Source organism: Bremerella cremea, assembly GCF_003335505.1.
Classification (GTDB): domain Bacteria; phylum Planctomycetota; class Planctomycetia; order Pirellulales; family Pirellulaceae; genus Bremerella; species Bremerella cremea_A.
In genome coordinates, this window is record NZ_QPEX01000011.1 from 524,090 (window position 1) to 548,080 (window position 23,991).

Consider the following 23,991-nt stretch of genomic DNA (forward strand, 5'->3'; position numbering starts at 1 on the left):
AATCGGCGGAAAACGTCGTCGTTTCTCTCCAAGAATCGCCCACCTAAAGCGAATACCTGTTTAATGAAACCCGTTTGGGGGAATCGCTTTTGGCCCTTACGAATCCGATGAAGATCGTCCCGCTGAATTGTTGCCAATGTAGTGCCCTGTTGAACGCGTCTGAGGAGGTGCGGCAGGTGCTGTGCCAGCACTGTGGCTCGCAGCTTGCCGTATTGCACGAAGGGTCTGCCGCCTACACCGAGAGCCGCGAGCCAAAGCCAATGGAAGTGGCGATCGAACAACTGCTTGAGGAAAGCGAGCAACAACGCGAACTCGCTGTGCTAGATCGCCAGTGGCAGAAAGAGCGTCGGCAATACATGGTGATCGTTTACGACGGAACCGCCCGCGTGCCTAGTTCGAGTATTGCGAACGATACGGTAATTACTTCCTTCGTCGGTGGCTTGTTGTTTGTCTTTATTGCTTGGTTGTTCAGCGACAACTTGTTGTCGTTCGTTGGAGGCTGCCTATTGATTGGCTTGTTCGTCGTCATCGGCCTTGGGCTTAGTCGCTTGCAGCATCAAAGATCTGCAGCCTACCAGGAGGCCGAAAGATGTTACCGTCGGCGACGGCTTGATTTGATCGAGAAGCCTGAAGCGTTTCCATCCAAGGGGTGGGGATAGGACCAATCAGGCGACTTGTTGTGGTTGTTTGACCTGACTTGAAGTGGTTGTCATGAAACTAATCCCTTTGAACTGTCGCCAGTGCGGCGCCCCGCTCAGTGTGCCGGAAGACGTGCGGCATGTGACCTGCCTGCACTGCGGTACGCAGTTAGCCGTGGTGCGTGAAGGGGCAGCGGCGTATACCGAAATTCTGCAGCAGCTTGATCGGCGAACGAGTGTGGTAGAGGAGAAAGTTGGCCACTTGGATCAGCGGCAGCAGCTGTTCGAACTGGATCAAGAGTGGGCTCGGCAGCGTGAGGCCTTCTATGTCCACGCGAAGGATGGTTCGTCTCGGTTACCGTCGAAAAAGGATGCCAGGATGACCGGCGCTACGGCCGGGGTGGGCTTGGTTATTCTCTGCGGGGTTACTTTGCTTTCTGGTCTTCCGTCGGAAGGTATTGTCGTTGTGATTCCGTTTATACTGCTGTTCGGCGCGATTGGTGGCGTGGTCAGTATGCGGCAGTACGCCAAGGCGAGAGACTATGAATTTGCCAAACGTCGTTATCAACGTCGACGCGCCAAGCTGACCAAGGGCGACTGGCCGATCATGACCAAATAGGAAAGCGTTGAAGAGCTGGTTGTCATGAAACTAATCCCTTTGAACTGTCGCCAGTGCGGCGCCCCGCTTAGCGTGCCGGAAGACGTGCGGCATGTGACCTGCCTGCACTGCGGTACGCAGTTAGCTGTGGTGCGGGAAGGGGCAGCGGCGTATACCGAGATTCTGGAGCAGCTAGAACGCCGGACGACCAACGTCGAAGTTAGGCTCGACGCGCTGCAGCGGCAGCATCTGGTGAATCAGTTGGACCAAGATTGGTATGAAGACCGCGAGCAGTATTACGTTCGCACCAAGGAGGGAAGAACTTATCTGCCATCGAAAATTGAAGCGGTTTTTTATGCCGGAGGTGCGCTGGTTGTTGCGGTTATCGTTGCGGCCATTTTCATCACGATGGACGACCCTACCGGAAGAGCCCGAGGATTTGGAATTCTTGCTTCGTTGTTTTTAGGAGTGGTTGGCTTGGGAGGCAGTGCGTTGCTTTATCGAAAGCGGGCTGCCTATGACGAGGCGGAGAAGCACTATCTTCTCCGCCGGGCGGAATTGACGGGAGAAGGCTAAGCGAGCGTTACTCCCCGCCGCCAGCCATCTCGGTGTCTTTCGCCCCTAGCACGCGTATTGTGGTGCTGAGGTAGAAGGGGACTTTGTCGTGGCTGTAGGTCACCTCGGCAAAGGCAGCGCGGTAGCCGCTTTCGGGGCGGGCGATCTCGCTGAGGGCGTTGCCAGCTTCGCTGCGAGGGACAACTTGACTGGTCCACTTCGACTCGCGGAAGTCGCGCGTGGGGGCATCGGCCGTCCACAACTTGACCATGGCCGCTTTCTCGTTTGGGTTGACATCAAGCTTCAGCGGCTGATCGCCAGAGGCTTCGGTGTATTTCCAATCGAGGTTCGGCAGTGGCTGCAAGTCGTCGACGTGGCGGCGCAGGGCGCGGAGGCCGCCGAAAATGCGAAGCCAATCGTTGGCTAGACCGTGCCCAGCGTTAGGGACGTACACCACGTACTTCTGGCCTTTCAGATCGTCCCAGTACAGGTTCAGCGAATCAACCGTCCAGTAGGCATCGTTTGTGCCGAGGAAGATCAGCTTCGGCTGGGTGATTTGATCGCGGTAGCTGTACGGATCGACAATCGTTCGCAGGTTCGTCCCTTCTTCCGTGGCCAGACGGCGATGCAAGTCGAGCTCGGTGTAGTCTTCGATCTGCTGCGAGGGCTTACCGTACGAAGCAATTTGATGCTTGAGTTGGGCTTCCATGTTCAGTGTGTCGATCACCATGGGGGCCAGGCCTTTCACACGCGGATCAACCGCCGAGACCAGCCAGGTGGTCCAGCCACGTTTTGAGGCCCCGGTGACCGTAAAGCCATCGATCTTGATGTCGAGCTTCTGGGCGGCGAACTCTTGCATGGCGTCCATCGCACGGACGGCGCTTTTGACCATCGGCAACAGCAGCGGCCAATCGCTCTCGCCGGTCTTCAAGTACTTGTCGAAGGTAAGGGCAATGATTTCGTCTTCGCGCTTTCCGTCGAAGATCGGCTGGCGGGGGACGTTCAGCAGCACTGCCACCGGGCAGCCGATTTGCTGGGCGTACACAGACAACAGCGTGGCTTCTTTGGGCAACGAGGTTTCGCCGTCGGCAGCGTCGTCGGCGTATTCTTCTTTCCACGATCCCCCGCCGATCACCAGCACGGCATCGGTTTCTTTGGCAACCCCTTCCGGCACGATCACAAACATCCGATGCTGCCAAACCAGGTCGCGCCAGGTTTGCGAGGTGAGGATCAACTCGCTGACCGAACAGGTACCAATCTTCGTCTGGGAACGGACTTTCCAGCCGTAGCTGTCGTCTGCCTGGTGGACGTAGGCCGCTAACGCCTCGGTCGGCTCGACCGCTTGGGCGAAATTAGCCAACAGAGAAACGGCCACGCAGCAAAAGCAGCCAACCAGCAGACGGGTAAGCGAAGAGGAGAGGGTCAAGGTCTGTTCTCCGAATGAAGAAGGGGCTTAGGAGCAAGTCAAGGCTTTTGAGAATACCTTGGCCCAAGGGGTTAGGTTTCAAGATTCTATACGATTATTTTTGCGCAGGGCGTAGCCGGTTTCAAGCAAGAACGTCGTCGCACGAGAGGAATTCTGCGTTAACTGGCTGTTAAGAGTTCGCCTTGTCGACAGGAATGACGAGCGCCCAGGCAGGCAATTTCTAGAAACGCCAGCCGATACCCGCGTTGCTGAAGAAGTTGGGGGCTTGCTCGTTGAGTCCCCAGCCGACGCGGACACCGATTTCGAAATTAGGGGTCATTGTGTAATGCAGGCCAGGGCTGAAGAAGTGCTGAGTGCTTTCCTCTTCGCGTCCTTCCGAGAAAATGCCGAAGTATTCGGCATGGGCATTCCAGTGTTTGCCGATCGGAATTTTGATGACCGTGGAAGGGGCCCAGGCGTTAAAGTGGTCTTGCTTCTCGCTGCCGGTGCTATACCTCAGGGCCGAATCCCAGATCCAGCCGTTCGGTAAGGTCCAGCCGGCAACGTAGGTGGCCGAGAGGTTGCTGTCGTTGACGTCGCCACTGGTCGGGGTGAAGCCCTGCAGAATGAACGAGCTTTCCGGCACCCGGCCTTGCTGCTCGGTCAGATAGAACTTGCCGCCGTACAAGATCTTGCTTTCTGGGGTTAGGTCGACTTCTTCATCTTCCGAGACGTTGCCCGTAATGGGATTGCTGGCTCCGCCAACTTCCCAGTTCCAGCCAATATGTAGTTCGATGTTCTCGGTCACCCCATAGCGCGTGATCATCTCCGGGACGCTATGCGTTTCGGCGATATGGCGGTTGTCGATAAACGAGTAGGCCGACTCGATGATGGTCAGCCGATAGCCAACCACCGAGGTGGCCGGCGTGAACGAGTCTCGGTCGGTGACCAGTTCGTCCTCTTCTTCCGCCAAGGCATTCTCAGGGATGCCGCCAAACGGAAAGAACTGCGCATACGCCACGCTGGGGATGGCTAGCAGGCAAAGCAGCACAATGGACCTGAGCAGAACAGAACGCGACATCAAACCGTGTTTGGGTGGTTGGCTCGAAAGTAAGTATGGAACTCAATTTCGGTCTGACCAAGACGTCGCGTGAGGAGAACTGCTATCGCACGCAAAGTCGCGGTAATCGAAGCGTCAGAGGTTGTTCTGCTAGCAGTTTAGAACGGAATCAGGTAGTACATCCAGGCTTTTATCCGAACGGTAACTTTGCTGATGATATGGAAGGGAGAGCCGGTGTTCGTATAGACACTGCACATTCCGGCCGTTCCCATGGGAATGGTCTCGTTAAGCTTTGGGTCGTCTAGCTTGATCTTCACGGCGAACTTGCCGCTAGAGTGGATGCTGTCGGCAGAAACTAGTTTGCCTGAGGTGACGAACTGGCCTTCCCCGGTTGCCGCGATGATCGAGTCGACCGTGCCCGTTATTATTTGGCCTGGGTAAGCTTTCAAAGCGAATTCGACCGGATCGCCTGGTTGAATATTCTTGGTCACGTTCTGGCTGAAGATTGCCACGACATCGACATGCGAAGTGTCGATGAAAGTGCCCATCGGAGACAAGGGGAGAGGCACCGCCATCGAGCCTTCGCGGACTTGCCAATTGGTGACAAAGCCGTCGGCTGGGGCATAGACAGTACATTGGCTGAGGTCGAATTTCGCTTTGTCGAGGTTGGCTTGTGCCTGACCAACGTTTTGCTTGGCGATTTCCAACGCGACCACCGATTCGTCGCGAGTGGCTTTCGACTTTGCGACGGTGGCCTGGGCGGCGTCATACTTGTCGGTGAGTTGGATGATTTGAATTTTGCTAACCGCGCCGGGGGATTTTTCGTTGGTCTCGTTCTTGGCGTCGAGTTCCGACTTGATTGCTGCGGCATTGGCGACCGCTTCGGTGACGGTGGCGTCAGCGACTTTGATGGCTGCTTCCGATTGGCTGACGGTGCTTTTGGCGGCACCCAAAGCGGCTTCGCTTTGCCGAACCGCAATTTGGTAAAGATCCTTTTGAATCTCGAAAAGGATGTCTTTGTCTTTTTTGAGGGGCTCGTTCGGTTTCGCGTTCAAGCTGACGATCGGCCCTTGAACCTGCGGCACGATTTGGATGGTGTATCGCGAGACGACCAGTTGACCGGAAGTTGGGGCCGAGAATTGCCACAGAATGACAATCGTGCCGACGGCCACAAAGCCGATGACGGCGGCGACGGCCAAGTTGATTGGATTGGGTTTGACCTTCAGCTGAATATAAAACAGCCAAATTCCAGCAACATAAAGAATGACAAACAAGGCGATCATCCGAGCAGCTTTCTAAGCGGTATGACTCGTTAGGTCGATTGTGCGAGTTGCTTCTTCAGCGAGTCGACTTCCGCTTGCAAAGCGGCAACTTGCTGAGACAACGATTCCGAACTGCCTGTCGATGTGGTTGGCGAAGCTTGGCCGCAGGGGACCAAAGCCCAGACAAAAGCAATCGCCCAGCCGATGCCACCAAATATCAAGCCCAGCCAACTGGCGACATTAATCGCGGCGGCATGAGGGTGATTGCTTTGGCGGGCAATACGCCCCGGCAGCGAGCCGAGCGCGACAACCGCCGCTACGATTACCGCAAATAAGATGATGAGAACGAACCACGCAAACAGAGTGGCGAAATCGACCATCTGCAAATCCCTTTCAGTGAATACCTCGCTTGCATGCCTAAGCAGAAGGTGGAGGTGCTTGCCGACCTACGACCACAAATATGAAGAGCCGGAACGCCTACCCTGGGAGCGGCGTTCCGGCCTCTATTGTCGCATGTTCTCGCTCTAGTGCTAACTGCCGGATGCGGCTGCTTCGATTTGCTTCTGGATTTTTTCCAGATTAAACGAACCAGGGGACTGGCTCGGCGGGTATTCTGCCATCGATTGCAGGAACTTACCGGCGATTTGCTGCATCGGCACTAAAACGAAAGCACGATCGAGGAACCAATCATCGTACGTGTTGGCGTTGTGCTGAGCTTTCTCGAAAGGATCACGCCGCAGATTGAACAGAAGCGGCACGCGCAACTCGGTGAACGGCTCGCGCCAGACACCAAAGGCCTGGCCACGGTTTTCTAGGAACACGGCTTTCCAGGGGCCCAGTCGCAGTGCCACGACTTGGCCGTCATCATTCACATAGAAGAATTCTTTGCGGGGCGATTGCTCTGCTTTGCCCGAGAAATAGTCGAGCATGTTGTAGCCGTCTGGATGGTTATGATACTCTCGGCCATTCAGTTCGACTCCTTTCATCAGCTTTTCTTTGATATCTGGGGCACCGGCGGCCGCGGCAAAAGTAACCAGCCAGTCTTCGTGCGCCACAACGCCGTTGAGGGTTTTGCCGGCAGGGAACTTGCCTGGCCAGCGAACGAAAGCAGGCACCCGGTAGGCACCTTCCCAGTTCGAGTTTTTCTCGCTACGAAACGGCGTGGTGCCGGCATCGGGCCAAGTATTGTAGTGCGGGCCGTTGTCGGTCGAGTAGAAGACAATCGTGTTGTCGGCGATCTTCAGTTCGTCGACCAGGTCCAGTAGTTCGCCCACCATCATGTCGTGTTCGACCATGCCGTCGTGGTACTCGTCGCCGGTTGGGCCAGAGATTCCTTTGTGTTCTTCCTTAACATGCGTGCGAAAGTGCATGCGTGTGGCATTCCACCAGCAGAAGAACGGTTTGTCGGCTTTCACCTGACGTTGGATGAACTCTTTGGCGGCGGCATTGGTTTCTTCGTCGATCGTTTCCATCCGCTTTTTGGTGAGCGGCCCGGTGTTTTCAATGGTTTGGGTGCCGTCTCCATTGGCCTTGCACTTCAGCACACCCCGCGGGCCGTACTGCTCGCGAAAGGTCTTACCGCTCGGAAGCACGAGGTCGTTGGGGTAGTCGCGGTTTTCAGGTTCTTCCTCGGCGTTTAAGTGATAGAGGTTGCCAAAGAACTCGTCGAAGCCGTGCATTGTGGGCAAATGTTCATCGAGATCGCCAAAGTGGTTCTTACCAAATTGGCCGGTCGCATACCCCTGGCTTTTCAAAATGGTGGCGATGGTGACGTCGGTCTTCTGCCAACCCTCTTTGGCTCCGGGCAGGCCCACTTTGGTCATGCCGGTCCGAACCGGAACCGTGCCTCCCATGAATGCCGCACGGCCAGCGGTGCAGCTTTGTTGGCCGTAATAATCGGTAAAGTAAAGTCCTTCTTTAGCGATTCGATCGATGTTCGGCGTTTGATAACCCATCATGCCGCGGCTGACGTGGCTGATGTTCCAGAGCCCGATATCATCCCCCCAGATAACAAGAATATTCGGCTGCTCAGCAGCTTGAGAGGTTACTGCAGTAACCAAGGTGCATACAAACGCAAGCAAACAACGTGACCAAGACATGATGTGAGCCTTCAATGTGGGGTAAGCAAAAGACTAGGTAGATCATTCCGACAAAACAGTACCGTGCCTAACGCAAGGCAAAGTATGCGAGCAATGTGAAATTATGAGAAAGAAAAGGAGCGAGGAGGTGATTTATGCAGAAGAGGGCATTTTCACAAGCTTATAGCGATTTTGGGGGGATTGCAAATGTCTGCTCGCGATTTCAATGGCAATGCGCATAGGTGGCAAATGCCACATTTTCACTGGCAAAAAGGCAGAACTAAAGCCATGTGGAACGCGCGAGCTATTTGGCTTTCGCACGCGGAATAAGCACGCGGCCTTGGTAGACGACCTCGAATCCCTTGGCAAAGGCCATCTCTGGCAGCGCTAGAATGCGCTGCATCAGTAAGTGAACGCGTTCGTCGGGGAAATCGTTGTGGTGGCGAAATTCAATGTGCCCTGGTTTAACGATCCCGGCGATCGCATTTCCTTGCGAATCTGGCACGTAGTGAATGTCCTCTTCGCTGATCTCCTCATGTTCGGTTTCGCGCGGGAAGAGGATCACGCCGTGATCGTTGGCGGTGATCTTGAAGAGGTAGCTTTTTTCGTGGAGTAACGGCTTAATCGATTCGCGACCATAGACGTGCATGGTATTTTCTCGGAGTTCTTCTGTCAGGAAATGATAAGATGAAATCAGGGTGCAAGCTCAGTAGGGCGTTTCATCTAACTAGGGGGCGAGCTTTCGCCGCAAAGGTGTCGATTGATGGGCGATTTGAAATCTCCGACGTTGATCTATCTGAAAGGCTTTCTCTTTCTCGTGCTGGGACTGTTCGCCGCCGGGATACTCTTGGCAAAGGTTGGTAGTATCCAAGTTGCCTTGTTATTGGGGATTGTTATTTGGTCGTTTTGTCGTGCGTACTATTTTGTTTTCTATGTCATTCAACACTATGTCGACCCACAATATAAATTCGCCGGAATCGGTTCATTTTTGGCTTATTTATGGGGAAAACGCAATCCTAAGACAACCCCATCGAAGTAGTTGCTTGCAATAAGAAGCACCCCCGGTCGGCGCACCGATCTGACCTTAGCTCGGGCCATTTTGGCGGCAATCGCTAGGTGGGGTGCCGTGGTTTCCGCCATGCCTAGAGAGCTGCTGGCTTTCGTTTCTTCTCTCTGCCACCCTGAAAGAAGCGGTTCTCGTCTTCTCGGCGATTGATTACGATAGACCGTATCCCGCCTGTTTTCCTGCCTTTGCTATGAAAGTCGTCCATGTCGGCACGTCTGCTGCTTGCCCTTAGTGCGAGCCTGTGGTGTAGTTTCTCTGCCTTGGCCCAAGAGCGTTTGCCCGAGTTCCGTATCCCGGGAAAGGAAACGCTCACGCAACCTTTAGAGGCCATGTTTCAGCGGCATCATAGTGCCCGCACGAATTGCTCGTTGTGGGATGCTTGGCTGCCGATGTCGACCTTGTGGCCAGCGATTGGCGAAAAGCCTTCGGCGGACGACTGTCGCGATTTCTATCGTCGTGTCTACTTGGCTCGCGAGATCGATCCCAGCGGCTACGTCACCATGAATCAGCATCGTGGCCACGGTCACCCAGGCGGCTGGCCGTTTCCTTTGTGGGAGCAAGCTGGCGGAGCTGGTTGGCACTTTACCGTGCAGGGAGACCCGTACGCCGAAATGATGAAGATGCGAAAAATGGATGCCGAAGCGGCGGTGTTCGTCGGGGCTGAAGACATCAAGCAAGCAGACCAGTATGGCATGCGATTAACTACCAGTGGCGAGAGCACCTCGCTAACTCTGCCGGTGCGGCCATTCGATAGCTTTGTGGCCCCGTTTGTGGTGATTGAATGGTCGAGCGATAAGCTGCCAGAGGATGCCGCAGTGCAGCTTCAATGGCGAGGCAAAGCGGACCAGCAATTCGATGCCGATCGTAGCATTGATGTGGCCAAGGATAGCGGCGTGGGGGAGCAATACGGAGCCGGATTGAAGCTAAGCGTCGTGCCGACTTTCACGCATCCAAATTGGAAAGGCCAGATTGAGCAATTGCGTCTGACGTGGACCAACGGCGAGTCGCAGCGAATGACGATTCGCAACATTCATACGGCGACCGACACTCGTCATCCGATTACCAATGCCCTCTATCTGCGCGGGTGCTGCGACTATTTCGGTTGGACACACGATGTAGATTTTCTGCAGAAGAACATCGAACGGATGCGCACGGCAATTGCGTATGGCCTCCGCGAATTTCAGGTACAGGAAGAAGGGGCCATGCTGGTCACGTGGCCTGGGCATGACGGGCGAGCCGGCTTCACCCGTACTGCCGACGGAAACAAGCAGCTGCATCATGGGCGTGGTGTGGGAAACAACTATTGGGATTTGCTGCCGTTTGGGCATTACGACTGCTATGCCTCGATGATCGAGTACGACACCTTGCGTGCGATGGCTCAGCTAGAGCAAACAATTGCCGCTCACCCGGAATGGAAAATTACTGCCCCAGTGTTGTCTGGCGAGAAATTGAACCAGATAGCCAGCGACTTGAAGAGCAGAGCAGGAGAGCGTTTTTGGGATGCGGAAAAAGGACGTTTCGTGGCTTGTATCGATGCCGATGGGGTGTCGCATGACTATGGGTTCACGTTCTTGAACCTGGAGGCAATTTACTACGATTTTGCCACGCCTGAGCAAGCGAAGCAGATTTTGAGCTGGGTGGATGGAGAGCGGATCATTGAAGGAGATACTTCGACCGGAGACGATATCTATCACTGGCGATTCGCTCCGCGGGCAACCACCAAACGCAACCTCGATTGGTACTGCTGGGTGTGGAACAACCCCGATGTGCTGGCCTGGGGAGATCAGGTACAAGATGGTGGTGCAGTGCTTGGCTTTTCGTACCACGACCTGATGGCCCGGCTACGTGTGCTGGGGCCAGATAACGCAGCGGCCAGGTTGAGCGAGATTGCTCGCTGGTATGCCGAGGTCGAGGCGGAAGGGGGCTACCGCGCCTACTACGCCCAGCCAGGACGTGGTTCGCTGCAAGGGGGCGGCACGCCGGGCGGGCTAGGTTTGGATCACGAGTTCTTTGAATCGGTTTTAGTGCCCCAAGTGATGCTCTACGGCTTTCTCGGCTTTCAGCCAAACAGCGAAGGATTTTCGCTTAATCCTCAATTGCCCGCCGATTGGCCGAGCTTGGAGATAACACGGATTGCGGCTGCCGATTATGTGATCGACGTGAAGGCGGACCCCAAGGCGATCGAAGTTGGTTTCCAACAGATCGGTAGCCAGCCACTCAAGCTACGTTTGCCAGAGGGCAATTGGAAACTGGCTACCGGCGACGCGAAGCTTGATGGGCGAACGCTTGTGATTGAGCCGAGTCAGACGCTGCAGCGAATTCGAGTCGAGCGAGAATAGGCGCAATAAGCGACGGGACGGCGCATAAAAAAAGGGTGACAGACCCTGCCAGGTCAGTCACCCCTGTCCGTGTGAATGGCGTACGATTTATTTATTGGTCGACATTCCTTCAGGAATTTTGCCATCTTTTGTCAAAGCGAAATCAAACGTGGTGTTGTCTGGGCTGATATCGATTCGCAGTTTCGAGGCGTTGTTGTAAGCCGCCGGAATGATTTCACGACGTTCGGTATCGAGGCCGCGTTCGACCTGTTCCTTGGTGGGATGGGGGAGCTGAATGATCTCGTGCCCTCGAATCTGAACGGCCATTTCGCCCGGGGCCGCTCGTGTCGAGAACGTCCCGTTTTCAAAAGTACCGCCACCAACTTTGCTGCTGCCATCTACCGGAGTGATGGTGATCGATCCTGCCTCGACCGGCTTGCCATCCATGGTGATGGTGCCGTTGATATTCAGCATGCCATCGCTGGGGCCGCAACCGACCAAAGCGACGCAGGCGGTAAGGATCACAAGGCCAGGGAATCGCTTGGCCAATTGCGAGGAAAGCATACGGGAATTCTCCACCGGGTGTTGTAGGTTAAGGGTAACGCCGCGGCATGTGGCAGTTAGTTGTTGTTAATCACTTCGCCACCGTTGGTGGAGGTGCGTGCACGCCAGGTCCAAATATCGATCGTTTCAGGAACGAAGGTAACCGAAGCGTCGAAGTTAGCGGCGTTCACACCGCCTGGGTGCATGCTGAAAGCGGCAAAGGTGGCGCTACGCCAGTTATCGCCACTGTTGTGGCAAGGGATTTTCTGAATGTAGTCTTTCGAATCCCAGCAACGACGTCCCCCGTCGACCGACGATCGGGTGTTGGGGCCAAGGTAACCAGTGAAACCAGCACCGGAAGCGTAAACCCCGGCAGCGTACATGCCTTGCCAACCTTGATCGTTGGTGTTCATCGGCAGTTCAGAAGCCATGATGGTGTTGCTGGTGCCGTCGGTGACGATGTTCAGACCGAAGATCTCGTAGCCCATCTTGAAGGCAGATCCACCGTTTTTGTAGGTCCACAAGCCATCCCAGTTGTTGGCATCCTGTTGGGCATAATTGGTGTTACCCACGCACAGACCATAGCTGTAGCGTTGATGCGACCAGTGATGATTGCCGCTGTTCGATTCACCCAAGGTGACGGTTTCCGACGGGCACGAGTAGACGTTGAGCGGGGTTGTGCGGTAAAGCGTGTTGCGTCCGTCGTTTGCCCGAACGTGCGTGAAGTCAAGCGTCTCGTACAAAGCGTTCTGCTCGATAAACGGCAAGATGCGTCCGAAGGCTGAGATGGTGTCGCCGCTGTAATCATCGAAGCCGAGGTAGGGGAGCTTCTGATAAGTATCGTGATAATTGTGCAACGCCAGCCCAATATTCTTCAGGTTATTGGTGCACTGCATTCGCCGTGCTGCTTCACGGGCTTGTTGCACAGCTGGAAGTAGCAGGGCAATCAAAACACCGATGATGGCAATCACCACCAGCAATTCAACGAGCGTAAACCCACGACGTGGGGGAGAAACAGGTTCAGAGGGGGACGGACACATTTTCATGAAGGTGCCTTTCACCGCCACGCGGCAGTCGATGGGATGAGTGTGAATAAGACTATTGGGGGTAATAGAGTACGAATAGCTAAAACCATTTTCTATACTTTTTTAGGCAAAGTTAATGAGAGGCAGCGTTTACTTTTTGAGAAGTGTTTCGTTTGCCGTCCGTTCACGGAACCATAATGACAATTAGAACTAATGAATAATGAGACGTAATGCTCCTATATCTCGGATGTACCAAAGGGGGAGGTGTTTGGAGTATTGTTGCTTATAGATTGGTTTTAAAGGGATAGAGCTTGATGTTGGGGCGGCTGAAAGCCTGTCTAATGGTTGTGAAACGCACCATGGAATCGAGTGGGAGCGTTCGTTGGACAGAAAGAGCGACGAGAAGCGATTGAGAAGCTTACCGTCATCGAGGTCTATTTTTTCAGCGTAAACCTCGCCCAGAGATGGCATGACCAAAGTGGAATAGAGATGCGAAGACTTTCCCTAGAAAATGAGGTTTGCAAGGGATACTGGGCTTCTTTAATAGGTTATTTAACTGGCTTATTTGCTATAGTCGGACTATTTGCTGTAGTCATACTGCACCTATGGGGTATGCGCGCTAAGTGCGGTACTCGCAAGGGGTTTGGAAAGCTGCTTCTCGCCCTTTCGTGGGGATTTGGAAAAAATGGAGGTTAGTATTTGGCCATTCTGGTTTGACATGATGTTGACGAGACGTAGATAGCTTCGAGACTTTGCTCGACTGCTTCTACAGTTGGGGTTCGGATAGGTCAGCAGGTCTTGCTGTTTCAGTTCGCTAACCTTGCAATTTATTGGCCGGAGATTTTCCAATGCCGAATACCGCAACGCTCGAAGCTCCTAGTAAGACAACCAAATCAACCAGCACCAAGAGCCCTGCCAATCGTCGAAGCTCGGCCGAAGAAACGCTACGGCACGAGATTGACTTGCTCAAGGCTGAAAACGCGGCAATCAATCGATCTCAAGCGGTGATCGAATTTTCGCCCGACGGGACGATCTTGACTGCCAACAACAACTTCTTGAATGCCGTGGGGTATTCTTTGGATGAAATTCAGGGACAGCATCATCGGATGTTTGTCGAACCTGCCTACGCCAACAGTGCCGAGTACCGCCGGTTTTGGGATAAGCTTGCCTCGGGAAGCTTTGAAGCAGGCCAATTTAAGCGTTTAGGAAAGGGTGGCAAGGAAATCTGGATTCAAGCCAGCTACAACCCGATCTTGGATGACCACGGCAAAACGATCAAGGTCGTCAAATACGCCACCGACGTGACCGAACAAAAGTTGGCCGAAGCTAATCTCGAAGGCCAGTTGGAAGCGATTGACAAGGTCCAGGCGGTCATCGAGTTCGCCATGGATGGCACGGTCATCACGGCCAACGAGAACTTTCTTAACACGCTTGGCTATTCGTTGAATGAAATCCAGGGACAGCATCATCAGATGTTCGTCGAAGCGGAATTTGCCCGCAGCCCCGAGTATCGCCGGTTCTGGGAGAAGCTCAACCGTGGTGAATACGAAGCGAAGGAGTACAAGCGAATTGGCAAGGGAGGGAAGGAAGTTTGGATTCAAGCCTCCTACAACCCAATCTTAGATCCCAACGGCAAGCCTTACAAAGTCGTCAAATTTGCTACTGACGTTACCGAAGTCAAGTTGAAGAACGCGGATTACTCTGGCCAATTGGAAGCGATCAACAAGGCACAAGCCGTGATCGAGTTCAACATGGACGGCACCGTTCGCACGGCCAACGATAATTTCCTGCAAACGCTCGGCTACACGCTGGGCGAAATTCAGGGACGTCATCATCAAATCTTTGTGGAAAACGACTTCGCGGCTAGTGCCGAGTACCGTGAATTTTGGGCGAAGCTCAATCGCGGTGAATACGAAGCGAAGGAGTACAAGCGAATTGGTAAGGGGGGCAAAGAAGTCTGGATTCAAGCCTCGTACAACCCAATTCTCGACCTGAACGGCAAGCCGTACAAAGTGGTGAAGTATGCCACCGACGTCACTCGTCAGGTTCGTATGCGGATGGAAATGGCGGAACTGATTGCCAACGTCAACGAAAGTGCCAATCAGTTCACCGACAGTGCCACGACGGTCAGCGAAGCTTCGCAAACATTGGCTGAAGGGGCTCAAACGCAAAGTGCCGCAGTCGAAGAAATCAGCGCATCGGCACAAGAGCTGACCCGCTCCATTCAAGGGGTCCGTGACCGTGCCAACGAAACCGATAAGCTGGCTACCGAGACCAGTCGAATCGCCGTCGATGGTGGCCATGCGGTTACCAAGTCGGGCGAGGCGATGGACTTGATTAAAGCTTCTTCCGAACAGATCGGTGACATCATTCAGGTGATCAGCGAGATTGCCAGCCAGACCAACTTGCTCGCTTTGAATGCAGCGATCGAGGCAGCTCGGGCCGGTGAACATGGCCTGGGATTTGCCGTGGTGGCGGACGAAGTGCGAAAGTTGGCCGAACGAGCCAGCGATGCAGCCAAGGACGTTTCCGCGTTGATCAAGGAATCGACCGCTCGTGTTGCCAACGGTGTGGAACTGAGTTCTCAAGCCGGATCGGCCTTAGAGAAGATTGTTGCCGCCGTCGAATCGACGTCGAGCAAGATCGCCGAGATCGCTGCGGCGACCGACGAGCAGATCAGCATGGCTCAAGAGGTTTACAGCTCGGTCCAGCAAGTGGCTGGGGTTACCGAACAGTCAACCGCTTCCAGCGAAGAAATGGCCGCCAGTGCCGAAGAGCTTGGAGCTCAAGCTCAGTCGCTGAAAGAGCTGGTCGAAAGCTTCGATATGCACGGCTAAGCCGAACGCAGCGAAGTAAGTACGCTTGAAAACAATTGGGGGCTGACGCACTATCGCTCAGTCTTGGGTGGCAGGGGCCTATCTTTTAAAGATGGTTGCCCCTTTCGCCGATTCTTGTCCGTCCGATGCCGGACTTGCTTGAAGTGCAGGGGGGAAAGCATTATTCTTAATTGCGTAAGAATGTTGGCATTCTCTTAAACACTCTCTCCATCGGCAGGGCTTTCGTTATGACGACCACTACTCCCAAGATTCGATTTGTCATGATCGGTGGTTTTTTGGGAGCAGGCAAAACCACCACGATTGGCCGTTTGGCCAAGGCTTATCAAGACCAAGGGCTGAAGGTGGGTGTCGTGACAAATGATCAGGCCGCCGATCTTGTGGATACCAACTTGCTACGGTCTCAAGGGCTGCAAGTGGGCGAAGTCGCTGGGGCCTGCTTCTGTTGCAACTTCAACGAACTGACTTCCACCGTCGAGAAGCTGTCGGCGGAAGAGCGACCAGATGTGGTGATCGCCGAGCCGGTCGGGAGTTGTACCGATCTGGTTGCAACGGTGATTCAACCGCTGATGCGTTTGTTTAAAGCCCAGTTCGATGTCGCACCGTATGGGGTTATTTTGAAACCGTCGCACGGTTTGCGAATTTTGCGGCAGGAGGCCAATGCTGGGTTTTCGCCGAAGGCTGCTTACATCTTTGAGAAGCAGCTTGAAGAAGCAGACTTTCTAATCGTTAATCGAATTGATGAACTCAGTGCCGAGCAGGTTGAGGAGCTTGTGGGGCTCATTCAGAAGTTTGCACCTGGGACACCGATTTTACGCCAGTCTGCTAAAACAGGAGAGGGCTTCGCTGGCTTGATCGACATGCTCGACCAACGCGGTGCATTTGGGCAGAAGATTTTAGAACTGGACTACGATGTCTATGCGGAAGGGGAAGCTGAGCTTGGCTGGCTGAACGGCAGCATGAAGGTGACCGCCGACAAGGCCTTTGCGTTGGATGAAGTGTTGCTCGGAATTGTGGAAGGGCTGCGCAGCGAACTGGCGAACGCCCAGGCCGAGACCGCTCACTTGAAGACAATTGGCTTGTGGGAAGGTGCTTATGGTGTGGCCAACCTGGTGAGCAGCGATACGCCGGCGGTCATGTCCCTAGAATCAAATTGCCAAACCAAAACCGCCGAGATCGTGGTGAACGCACGGGTCGCGATCGATCCTGAAACATTGCAAGCCGAGGTCGAAAAGGTGGTCCAGGCCGTTGCCGACAAGCACGGCCTGAAGGTTGAATTCCATCAAACGCAAAGCTTCCGGCCTGGTCGCCCGGTGCCGACGCATCGCTTTACTCAGCCACTCTAGCCGCTGTTTTTTTCGACAAAGGAAACAGCGGCTGAGGTCGCCGGTTTAAGCCGCCTGCATTAGTGGGTCAGTTCGTACGAAAGCAGGGCATTGATCCCTGGTCCGTCGCTGCCGGAGCCATGCACGCGGTACTGTTCGTCGAAGATGTTTTCGACGTTCAGTGAGACGCGCTGGCGGGGCGAGATCATCCGGCCGTAGCGAAAGTTCAAAGTCGCGAAACCGGGCGTGCCCCCAGGCGGGATACGATTGGGATCGGACTTGTCGCGAGCCGAAAGCCGGTCTTGCTTGTCCACGAGCCAAGCGTACGTATCGAACCAGTCGCGACCTTCATTCCAGCGTTTACGAATGCCCAAAGTGCCTTGCTGGGGAGGAATACGAGAAAGCGGTTCGTCCTTCTCCAGGTTCTGCCCATAGGTATACCAATAGTTGCCGTACACGCTCCAGTTGTAGCTGAGCTGGTATTCGGCAGAGAACTCGACGCCGTTCAAATAGGCATGGCCATTCGAGCGGTCAAGCAGTTGCATTGTATTGGGGGCACTGGTGTCGATGTAGTTTTGTAAGTCGTTCCACCAGACATACGTCTGGGCACGGAATCGCTCGGTGTTCATCTTCGAGCCGATCTCGTAAGTGATGCTATTCTCGGGCATCAAATTGGGGTTGGGAAGTTGAGTCCCCACAAAGACATTTCCGTTGATCGCTGCCAGGTCGTCGATGTTTGGGGCGCGGAAGCCTTCGCTGATCGATCCCACCAGGTGAAGCTCGTCGGTCAGCTTGTAAGTCAAACCGATGTTGCCGACCCAGTCTTGGTATTCAGGGTCAATATGATCGCTGATCGAGCCTACGGTAACCGTTGCTCCGGCCGTCGTATGCTCGTAACGAACACCTCCGGTAAGCAGCAACTTTTCGGTTAGCTCACCTTCCCATTGCACATATCCGCCGTACCGAGAGTAAAAAGAATCGTTAGGGATCTCGCCGGGGCGATGGGTGACGGTGGGAGGAACGGTGCCGTAGTTGATATCGCTACGGGCCGAACCAATTTCGTCGTGGTACCAATCGAACCCGTAAGAAACGGTTCCCCAGCGATCGAGCGATTTCATGAACGAAAACGTCAGGCCGAACTGTTCGTCAAAGAAGCTGCGTTCGCTGACAACGTTGGGATCTTTGCCGGGGCGAAAGTCTCGGTCTTTACGTAGCTCGTCGGTACGTTGTAGCGAGGTCGTTATTTGATAAAAGTCAGCTAACCCTACATCGCAGATCCCTTGATACCGCAAGTAATACAGATCGCGAACTTGGGGATCAAAAATCGATTCGCGATTGGCAGGATAGCGATCAGTGCGGAAGATATCTTCGCCGCGATAATGTTGCAGACCAAAAATAAGCTCCGAGGTGTCATCCACCAAGTAGGTGACTTTCAGGTCAGCAGCATTGTAACGCCAACTGGTTGCCGGTTGACGGCCGACGTCAAATCCTACCGGAGCATCAGGAGAACCGCCGATATCGAGGTTGTTGTAATTGCCGTAAGTACCGCCGCCATAGAACCCGGTCGATTCCGTGAATCCTTCGACACTCACACGCCCGGTATAGCCCAGGTCGGCGGAGCTGAAACGTTGAATGGTGCCGCCGGTTAAGTAGTTGTAGCTGGTGTAGTTCGCGCTCTTGGTAACTACATTAATGACACCGCCGATTGCATCACTTCCGTACAGCACACTACCAGGGCCGCGAATGACTTCAATGTGATCGACCGTGTTGGGATCGATTGTGTTGAAGTATTGATTGGGGCCACTCCGAAACGTAGCGTTGGTCATGCGGACTCCGTCGACCATGATCAAGACTTGTTGGCCAGTCAAACCTCGGACATAGGGAGAGGATTGCCCACGTCCGGTTCGTTGAACCATAACCCCCACTTCATTCTCCAAAGCCTGGCCCATGTCGAGTGGTGCTTTTTCCAGCAAGCGTTGCTGCGAGATGATGTCGATGGCGCGGGGGTTATCGAAGAGAGACAGTGGTGCTCCTCGGGTACCGTCGCTCCAGCTTTGCAACATTTGGTCCGACAGCGCGGGAAACAGCGCATCGAACTCTGCCGCATCGTTGAAGATCGAATTCTCGTCGATCACATTGGGAAGTGTTTGCTGGGCTGGCTCAGATTGGTCGTTGGGAAGTACGTCGACCGGGGGGAGGCGTGGAGTTTCGTCTTGCCAAACAATCGGTTGCATCGAAGGGGCAGGGGAGAGCTCTTGCGAGAAAGCGGCCTGGGAAATCGTCCCCAGTAATAACGCGGTCAAAGAAAGTTGAATTTGAGACATCGTGAGAGTGCTGGCTCCAGGCGAAAACCGGCCCTCTTGGCTCTGCAGCTAGAGGTGAGCTCGGTCTTCAGATGAAAGTGGGGTATCAGTCACCTTCGGCAGCAAGCTCGGTTGAATTCGGAGGAATGCTTGAAACCGCTAGAGATTGCCTGGCTTTACTAGAGTGTTTGTCGTATCTGGCGACATCGGTGTCGTGCTGCGCGACAGTGTTTGCCGTTTTGCCCAAGAAAATCGCTTGAATTGTCGCTGGCGCGCCAATTGCAATGTGAGAATTGCCCTCTGGCAAATTACGGAAAGCCGGGCGATTTTTCAAAAAACGATGTTCCACGAAACCCTGTCAGGGGATTCGTCCGATTCCTCTAGTAGAAGTGTTCAGCGCGATGCATGGTAGCTATGATGACATGAGCGGTGTCCAGGTAACCGATCGACCGCTTCAGCGTGTTTCTGCTGATCAAGATCGTTGTTCGCCGATTGCCTCTCAGGACCTCTTACAGGGCCAGCGGCAGGTTTGGATCGATCACGGTGGCACGCTTTATTGTTTGAAGGCGACCTCTAACGGGCGTCTGTATTTGACCAAATAGAGTTCCCTGTCTGAACTTGCGGATAGACCCAGGGAAGCTCCCTTTGAAAGGCCAGTTTCCCTCGGTGGTTGTTGCCGTGGCTTGGTCAGAGACATGCGGCATTTAGCAACCCGACAATTTGCCATCCATTTTTCTGTGTGGTCCCATGCAATCGTGTTGCTGGCGATTGCCTGGAAAGGGTCGGCCATGTTGGTCACAACCGAGTTCGCCGGGCAGCGTCAGGCGGTCAACATTTCGGCCACCTTTGCTCCGCCAACCCCGCTAAGTGAGCCGGAACCGGTGGAAGTGGTGCAAAGCGAAATGGAAGCAGAGGAATCGACGGCCAACGTTGAGCCCGATGCTACCATCGCGAAAGAGACGCTCGATCTTCAGCCCACCGTTGAGCATTCTTCTCTCTTGGTCGAGCAGCCTGCGACCCCTAAGGTTCAAGTTGACCAGCGCCGGCAGTTCAAACGTCAGCCCGAACTGGTAGAGCCGGAGGTCAAGCGGCTTGAACGTAAAACGCGCACCTTCGAGGTCGCCTCGTTGGCCCAAGCCAAGCCGGCTCCTTTGGGAACGAGCAAGAAGACCCCGCCAGATTTCTCACAAAACCTGCCACCGGTCTACCCTGCGGAAGCACTTCGCAGAGGCTGGAAGGGAGAGGTTTTACTGCGTTTAACGATCGATCTCGATGGGACGGTAAGTGAGGTGACGATCGTCAGAAGCAGCGGTTACCCCATTCTGGACAGTGCAGCAGTAGCCGCAGTGCGGTCGTGGCGTGGTGTACCTACGATGCAAGATGGAGAGCCTATTGTCGCCCAATGGGAGCTTCCCATTCGCTTTCGTTCCCGCCCCGTTTCTACCCGATGAGTGCCGCGTTTCTGGCTGGCACAATCCGGATATTCAACGTATCTCGTTACAGAAAAGGCCTCCCCCGTCATTTTGGAGCAACCTGCGGAAAGGCGCGATAGAGATTGCTGCCTGGGGGGTCGATAACGGGTAGGTTGACTGGGCGAAGTTGCCCTCTCGATTCGAATTACCTACGACAGGGGCAACGTAGGAAATGCACTCCCGCAAGTTCCTATTACGGGTCGTCGTCGAACTCATAGTGACGGTTTGCCTGGCATTTTTTGTATCGGAACTGTTGCTACCGCTGGTGGCACCTCGGTTTCCGGATGCAGCATCACGAATGATATTCCTGAGCTTGGCGATGCTGTTAGCCGGGCCCGTGGTGGTTTATCGTGCGCTGACAGCTTGGGCGTATCACGATGGTAAGGCGTTAAGCGGGGATGTGGTTCGCCCCTTTTTCGCAATCATGGCGTGTGGCGTGTTGTTAACGACGCTTGCCACCATTTGGATGGCCTACGAATCTCGCCGCGATTCGGAAGCGAAATTCGATGCGTTGGCCGAGCGCGTCAAAGTGGAAATGACGCGACGCATGGCGAACTTCGAGTATGGCTTGAAGGCACTGCGTGGTTTGCACGAGGCAAGCGAAGAGGTCAGCCTGAAGGAGTTCCGCAATTATTGCGAGGTGGTCAACCCTGTCGAGAGTTTTCCTGGGGCAATGGGGCAAGGCTTCATTCGCCGGGTTCAATCTAGCCAGCGCGACGCCTTTTTGAATTGGGCTCATGAAAACTTGGGTCGCGATTTTAAGATCAAGTCGGCTGGAAGCGTCAAGGAGCATGACAACTATTACGTGATTTGCCATATCGAACCACTTGCGAGAAATCAAGCAGCGTGGGGCTTAGATGTTGGCTCTGAGAGAAATCGACGCGAAGCCGCCGATAAAGCGATTCAGACCGGGCTTCCGACATTGACGGCGAAGATTAATTTGGTTCAGGATCAACTGAATCATAACGGTTTTCTGTATTACTTGGCCGTCTACGAGACTGGCATGCCACGTAATACGGCTGAGGAGCGAGATAAGGCATTCATGGGGTGGGCCTACATGCCGATTACCTCGGAACTTGCATTGGAAGGAATCATTCAGTCTGCAGATGAAATGCTGGACATTGAAGTTTACGACGACACGGCCTTGGATCCCTCTTCCAAGCTATTCTGTGGTCACGGATTTCACTTCCCCGAAGGTGGCGTGGCCAAGGCAAGTTATCGACCTCAGTTCATTAAATCGTTTCCCGAGCAAATTGGGGGACGACATTGGACGGTACAGATTACTAGCAATCCGAATTTCGATAAGACGATCAGTTTCATGCGTCCAGAGATTACGATTCTCTTTGGCGGCTTGTTGACATTCCTCGTTGCGGCTGTGGTCTGGAATATGGGAAGCTCGCGACGACAAGCGATCCAACTTGCGGAAACGATGACGGTTGATTTGAAGACGGCGAAGGACGAAGCCGAGCAAAACGCCCATCGCTTCACCGCCATTTTCATTAACGTGCCGGTCGGGGTCGCTCTCTTAGACGCCGACGGTCGTGTGTTGAATATCAACCCAGAAGGGCTCAAGCTGTGGGAGGCTTATTCTCGCCGTCAATTGCGTGGCTGCTCGCTACTAGATCAGGTTCCCGATGATGGTCATGCGGCGGTTTTGCACACGTTGAAAGAGGCAGTTGCTGGAAGGGATGCCCATACCGAATTCCAGATGATCGGCTTCCGAGGAACAGTGCGTTTAGTTGAAATGCACGCCGTTGTCGTGGGCAATGTGAGACATGACGGCGCTTCCACTCAGATATTGACAGCCATGCGCGATATCACCAAGCAGCGGCGAACTGAGAATGAGTTGCGCGAGGCTCGGAGTCGGGCTGAGGCGGCCAACCAAACCAAGAGCGAGTTTCTGGCGAACATGAGCCACGAGATCAGAACGCCCATGACCGCCATTCTTGGGTATACCGATCTGCTGGCCGAAGAGCAGCATCGTGAGGTGTCGCTCAACGACCGAATGGAGTACATCAATACCATTCGTCGTAACGGCGAGCATCTGTTGATGATCATCAACGATATCCTCGATCTCTCGAAGATCGAAGCCGGCAAGATGACCGTCGAGTCGGTTCCCACCCGAATCGATATGGTGGTTCGGGAAGTGATGGAATTGATGCAAGTCAAAGCGGCCGCCAAGGGGTTGGCGCTTAGTGCGACCATCGAGACCAAAATCCCCAAGGTCATTCCATGCGATCCGATTCGGTTACGGCAAATCTTAGTGAACCTAGTAGGGAATGCGATCAAGTTCACCGAGATTGGCTGTGTGCGAGTTCAATGCCGCTACGATTCTACATCGAAAGCAGTGCAAATCGCTGTCGAAGATAGCGGCATCGGCATGACCGAGATGCAAATGGAAAGGTTGTTCCAGGCCTTTGTGCAAGCCGACAACTCAATGACACGGCGTTTCGGAGGAACGGGCCTAGGGCTCCGCATCAGCAAACGGCTCGCCGAAATCTTAGGCGGAGATATCACCATTACCAGTGAGATTGGTATTGGGAGCACCTTCTGTGTCTCGTTGTTCATCGACAATATTCACGATAGTAATTGGCTTGAACCCACTGAGCACCTCGAAGCGATTGGGAAAGTAGATTCATCCGATCAAGCAAAGGCGAAAGAGCACAAGCGCCCGCTGCAGGGGATGAAGATTCTGTTGGCCGAAGATGGCCCCGATAATATTCGCTTGATCTCCTTTCACTTACGCAAAGCAGGCGCTGAAGTCGACACGGTTGAAAACGGCAAGTTATTGATCGAAAAAATGACGGTCGATGGAACCGTCGAAGGGGAACTGAAAGACCCGTCCCCTTGCGATGTCGTGTTGACCGATATGCAAATGCCGGAGATGGACGGGTACGAAGCGGCTCGACTATTACGCGCGAAAGGTGCCCGCTTACCAATCGTGGCCTTAACCGCTCATGCGATGTCAGGCGATTTAAAGAAGTGTTTAGACGCTGGGTGTTCTGCTTATGCCACTAAGCCCATCGATCGCGATCGACTTATCAAATCGGTTCAGCGTTTTCATCCTGAAGCCATGTCGTCGACGGTGATTTGATTTCACGACGGGAATCGCCGCGTCGTGAAATTTAACGGATTCTTCCCTGTGATCCAGCAAGCTGGTCTGTATCACATCTTGCCTTATGCACCTTAGCAGCCTGTTGAATTTCTCAGATCGGCTACGTTATTGAGATTGGACCGATTGCGGCGTTGTGAATTCCTCGACATATCTCGTGGATATGCCTGCGGTTTCACGCCTTGCACTCGCTCCAATCTCAATAACTCGCTCACGAAGCAGAAAATCAACAGACTGTTAGCGGAAGTGGGAAAACGCTCGATCCATTCGGATCACCAGGCGGTGTCCTGTTTTGAATAAGGGTTGCAGCACGACAGAAAATGGCCATGGCGACAAGTCAGGCAGCAATGCGGCCCTTTTTTGACGATTTTTGGGGATAAACCACTGCAGTCTCCCC

The 23,991-nt window shown here is 54.0% G+C and carries 19 protein-coding genes; 10 read left to right on the top strand and 9 right to left on the bottom strand.

The window, feature by feature from the left end:
- Nucleotides 1-89: 89 nt before the first annotated feature.
- Genes DTL42_RS26250 through DTL42_RS09405 form a run of 3 tightly spaced genes read left to right on the top strand, consistent with a single transcriptional unit; the run spans nucleotide 90 to nucleotide 1,812 of the window.
- Nucleotides 90-659, top strand: coding sequence for a hypothetical protein (locus DTL42_RS26250; RefSeq protein ID WP_158545295.1), 570 nt, complete (start codon nucleotides 90-92; stop codon nucleotides 657-659).
- Nucleotides 660-711: 52 nt separating this feature from the next.
- Nucleotides 712-1,257: a zinc ribbon domain-containing protein gene (locus DTL42_RS09400; RefSeq protein WP_114368440.1), complete on the top strand. Its 546-nt coding sequence runs from the start codon at nucleotides 712-714 to the stop codon at nucleotides 1,255-1,257.
- A gap of 24 nt (nucleotides 1,258-1,281) precedes the next feature.
- Entirely contained in the window at nucleotides 1,282-1,812 is a 531-nt protein-coding gene (locus DTL42_RS09405; RefSeq protein ID WP_114368441.1) for a zinc ribbon domain-containing protein, read from the top strand.
- A gap of 7 nt (nucleotides 1,813-1,819) precedes the next feature.
- Here the strand turns inward: DTL42_RS09405 and DTL42_RS09410 are convergent, their stop codons facing one another.
- The 6 genes from DTL42_RS09410 to DTL42_RS09435 all read right to left on the bottom strand — a co-directional run bounded on the left by DTL42_RS09410 (nucleotide 1,820) and on the right by DTL42_RS09435 (nucleotide 8,245).
- Nucleotides 1,820-3,217, bottom strand: coding sequence for a PhoPQ-activated pathogenicity-related family protein (locus DTL42_RS09410; protein ID WP_114368442.1), 1,398 nt, complete (start codon nucleotides 3,215-3,217; stop codon nucleotides 1,820-1,822).
- A gap of 220 nt (nucleotides 3,218-3,437) precedes the next feature.
- Nucleotides 3,438-4,277, bottom strand: a complete 840-nt coding sequence (locus DTL42_RS09415; protein ID WP_114368443.1) for a transporter — start codon at nucleotides 4,275-4,277, stop codon at nucleotides 3,438-3,440.
- Between the two features lie 137 nt (nucleotides 4,278-4,414).
- Complete coding sequence (locus DTL42_RS09420) at nucleotides 4,415-5,539, bottom strand: HlyD family secretion protein (RefSeq protein ID WP_114368444.1); 1,125 nt, start codon at nucleotides 5,537-5,539, stop codon at nucleotides 4,415-4,417.
- 29 nt (nucleotides 5,540-5,568) lie between these two features.
- Nucleotides 5,569-5,898, bottom strand: coding sequence for a DUF3302 domain-containing protein (locus DTL42_RS09425; protein ID WP_114368445.1), 330 nt, complete (start codon nucleotides 5,896-5,898; stop codon nucleotides 5,569-5,571).
- A 150-nt stretch (nucleotides 5,899-6,048) separates the two neighbouring features.
- Nucleotides 6,049-7,617, bottom strand: coding sequence for an arylsulfatase (locus tag DTL42_RS09430; protein ID WP_114368446.1), 1,569 nt, complete (start codon nucleotides 7,615-7,617; stop codon nucleotides 6,049-6,051).
- A 283-nt stretch (nucleotides 7,618-7,900) separates the two neighbouring features.
- Nucleotides 7,901-8,245, bottom strand: a complete 345-nt coding sequence (locus DTL42_RS09435; protein WP_114368447.1) for a hypothetical protein — start codon at nucleotides 8,243-8,245, stop codon at nucleotides 7,901-7,903.
- Nucleotides 8,246-8,359: 114 nt separating this feature from the next.
- Here DTL42_RS09435 and DTL42_RS09440 point away from each other — a divergent pair, with 114 nt between their 5' ends.
- Both DTL42_RS09440 and DTL42_RS09445 read left to right on the top strand, forming a co-directional pair.
- Nucleotides 8,360-8,635, top strand: coding sequence for a hypothetical protein (locus DTL42_RS09440; protein ID WP_114368448.1), 276 nt, complete (start codon nucleotides 8,360-8,362; stop codon nucleotides 8,633-8,635).
- Between the two features lie 230 nt (nucleotides 8,636-8,865).
- Entirely contained in the window at nucleotides 8,866-11,001 is a 2,136-nt protein-coding gene (locus DTL42_RS09445; protein ID WP_114368449.1) for a hypothetical protein, read from the top strand.
- 87 nt (nucleotides 11,002-11,088) lie between these two features.
- On the opposite strand, the gene DTL42_RS09450 is transcribed toward DTL42_RS09445, so the two are convergent.
- A complete protein-coding gene (locus DTL42_RS09450) occupies nucleotides 11,089-11,544 on the bottom strand; it encodes a hypothetical protein (protein ID WP_114368450.1) in 456 nt (151 codons plus the stop codon).
- Between the two features lie 56 nt (nucleotides 11,545-11,600).
- Entirely contained in the window at nucleotides 11,601-12,569 is a 969-nt protein-coding gene (locus DTL42_RS09455; protein ID WP_234824142.1) for a DUF1559 domain-containing protein, read from the bottom strand.
- Nucleotides 12,570-13,396: 827 nt separating this feature from the next.
- On the opposite strand from DTL42_RS09455, the gene DTL42_RS09465 reads away from it, so the two are divergent.
- Nucleotides 13,397-15,385 (top strand): methyl-accepting chemotaxis protein, encoded by a 1,989-nt coding sequence (locus DTL42_RS09465; protein WP_114368452.1) that lies wholly within the window; start codon nucleotides 13,397-13,399, stop codon nucleotides 15,383-15,385.
- A gap of 227 nt (nucleotides 15,386-15,612) precedes the next feature.
- Entirely contained in the window at nucleotides 15,613-16,728 is a 1,116-nt protein-coding gene (locus tag DTL42_RS09470; RefSeq protein ID WP_114368453.1) for a GTP-binding protein, read from the top strand.
- Between the two features lie 59 nt (nucleotides 16,729-16,787).
- Here DTL42_RS09470 and DTL42_RS09475 read toward each other — a convergent pair whose 3' ends face one another.
- Entirely contained in the window at nucleotides 16,788-19,031 is a 2,244-nt protein-coding gene (locus DTL42_RS09475; protein ID WP_114368454.1) for a TonB-dependent receptor plug domain-containing protein, read from the bottom strand.
- A gap of 380 nt (nucleotides 19,032-19,411) precedes the next feature.
- On the opposite strand from DTL42_RS09475, the gene DTL42_RS09485 reads away from it, so the two are divergent.
- The 3 genes from DTL42_RS09485 (at nucleotide 19,412) to DTL42_RS09495 (ending at nucleotide 23,576) form a co-directional block, all read left to right on the top strand.
- Complete coding sequence (locus tag DTL42_RS09485) at nucleotides 19,412-19,612, top strand: hemin uptake protein HemP (RefSeq protein WP_199590098.1); 201 nt, start codon at nucleotides 19,412-19,414, stop codon at nucleotides 19,610-19,612.
- 186 nt (nucleotides 19,613-19,798) lie between these two features.
- Nucleotides 19,799-20,461, top strand: coding sequence for an energy transducer TonB (locus DTL42_RS09490; RefSeq protein WP_158545296.1), 663 nt, complete (start codon nucleotides 19,799-19,801; stop codon nucleotides 20,459-20,461).
- A 193-nt stretch (nucleotides 20,462-20,654) separates the two neighbouring features.
- Nucleotides 20,655-23,576, top strand: coding sequence for a CHASE domain-containing protein (locus DTL42_RS09495; protein WP_114368457.1), 2,922 nt, complete (start codon nucleotides 20,655-20,657; stop codon nucleotides 23,574-23,576).
- Nucleotides 23,577-23,991 lie beyond the last annotated feature (415 nt).